Here is a 2,090-nt window from a genome sequence, read left to right on the forward strand (position 1 = left end):
AATCACAATTAGTGAAACCAGATTTGTTTGCAAATGATTTAGGATCGCTATATAACCTATGAAATTCCTAACTGTTCTGGTGGATGGATGCGTTCAAGTCCAGAAACTCATAATGCTTATGTTCGAGATATAGATCAAAAGTTAAATGGTAGAGTCAAGCCACTAATTCGGTTTATAAAAGCGTGGAAGTGTTATCTAAATGTTCCAATTTCTTCTTTCTACTTAGAATTACGTATTGCCAAATATGCAGAAGGAGAACAAGCAATTGTTTATGACATAGATGTTAAAAACATTTTTTCACATTTATATAAAATCGAGTTAGCACAGATACAAGATCCAAAAGGAATTTCTGGTTATATTAGCCCCTGTTCGACCCAGGCAAAACTAAACGATGCCTGGTCTAAACTCTCTACCGCATTGTCCCGTGCTGAAAAGGCACTTGAAGCCAAAAGTAGGGGCAACATTAAAGAAGCATTTAATTGGTGGAATTTAGTCTACGACGGTAACTTTCCCAGCTACTACAAATGAACACAATACCTCAAGAACAATTAACCCAGAAACAGATAGAACGTCTAGCTGCTCAACGGCAAATTTATTCAGATGCTAAGAGAATTCAGGCAGTGCTGATAAGTCTTAGTGTTCCCTGTGTGATTGTTTTGATTCTGCTTGCCGCTGTATTTCCTAAGCTCCAAGTTTTTGTCGCCTTTTGGGGGATAATTGTTACCATTCTGGATATCGTTGTGTTTACTCCCCGGCAAAAGTCACTTCAGGAGAAAGCGGCAAAAATACAACAGTTATTTGATTGTGATGTCCTGCAACTGGACTGGTCTAAACTCAACTCTGGGAATCGTCCAGAACCAGAAACAGTTGTAGAAGCTTCTTCAAGACATAAACGTATAGATCCCAATTACTCAAAACTTCAGAATTGGTATCCCGTCAGTGTCGGTCAGTTGCAAATACACCTTGCACGCCTTATTTGTCAGCGCACCAACTGTTGGTGGGATGCTCAGCTTCGTCGCCGCTACGCTGTCTTGGGACTTGTCACAATTGTGGGATTGACAGTCATCGTGTTTTTAGTTGGTCTTATTGGTGGTCTTACATTAGAAAAATTCTTTTTGGTAGTCTTAGCACCGCTAATACCTGCTGTTATTCTGGGAATACGTCAGCATATTGAGCATACTGAAGCTGCTGCTAGATTAGATAGGCTTAAAGAACGTTCCGAAGTGCTTTGGAGTCAAGCTGTTAGGGGCAGATTAACTCCTCAAGAAGTCACCGAAGAATCTTATAAACTACAGAATGAAATTTATGATAACCGCAGCCGAAATCCCTTAATATTTAATTGGATTTACAGTCTTCTCAGACGACAACAAGAAGAGCAAATGAATAGAGGTGCAGAAGAACTGGTTGAGGAGGCACTTAAGAATCCATAATGATTAGATATCTCCCATAATTACGTTTTTGTCCATATAGGGCAAGGCTTCCAGAATCTTTTTAGGAGATATCTATTGCTAACGCAATCTCAATAAAATAACATCAACTGGATAAAACAGAACATGACTCCATCCCACCCCGACTCAGAAACAGCCTTAGAACTCGAAACCTTCGCCTTGTTCCCAAAACTCGGCTACACCACCGCCAACTGCTACAATAGTTAGACAGGCGAAACCTGCAATTGCTGTCTGCGACTCAGAATTCCCTCGCCTTCAGGCAGGGGAGTATGTCAATCACCTTCTCTTGCATTAAAGCTATGGTTCAAACTAAACCAATCTCAAAAACCATCACCAGTTTGCTTAACCTGCGAGAAAGATTCAATCTGACTCCCACAAGCAACGATCAATTTTCCCCAGAATTTACCCAAAACTTACCCGAACTAACCGACTCTGAAACAGCCGCACTAGACCTAATCAGAAACCGATTTCTGCGTCATAGAGAACGCGGTTCCTTAGCTGAAGGAACCATCAATCACTTAGTCATTTCTCCCTTATTAACCCTAGCTGGCTTATACGACGAGCCCTTCTTTGTCACCACAGAACCCGAAGTTGAACTCTTCCTAGAAGACAGAGACGAAATACTCAGAGGACGCATCGACA

2 protein-coding genes and 1 pseudogene are annotated in these 2,090 nt (G+C 41.1%); all 3 read left to right on the forward strand.

Going from position 1 to position 2,090, the window contains the following annotated elements; all coding sequences use genetic code 11:
• Positions 1-87 precede the first annotated feature (87 nt).
• Positions 88-528, forward strand: a complete 441-nt coding sequence (locus tag QT974_RS33690) for a hypothetical protein (protein ID WP_333472704.1) — start codon at positions 88-90, stop codon at positions 526-528.
• On the forward strand, positions 525-1,430 hold the full coding sequence (locus QT974_RS33695) for an S-4TM family putative pore-forming effector (RefSeq protein WP_333472705.1): 906 nt from the start codon (positions 525-527) through the stop codon (positions 1,428-1,430). Before QT974_RS33690 ends, QT974_RS33695 begins: the two co-directional genes overlap by 4 nt.
• Positions 1,431-1,747: 317 nt before the next feature.
• A pseudogene (locus QT974_RS33700) lies at positions 1,748-2,090 on the forward strand (type I restriction endonuclease subunit R); the annotation flags it as partial.

Source organism: Microcoleus sp. BM001215392, from assembly GCF_036700185.1.
In the GTDB taxonomy this organism is placed as follows: Bacteria; Cyanobacteriota; Cyanobacteriia; order Cyanobacteriales; family Microcoleaceae; genus Microcoleus.

Excerpts from the sequence above, each read along its gene's own strand:
- QT974_RS33690 (WP_333472704.1), top strand. The coding sequence starts at position 88 with ATGCGTTCAAGTCCAGAAACTCATAATGCTTATGTTCGAGATATAGAT.
- QT974_RS33695 (WP_333472705.1), top strand. The coding sequence starts at position 525 with ATGAACACAATACCTCAAGAACAATTAACCCAGAAACAGATAGAACGT.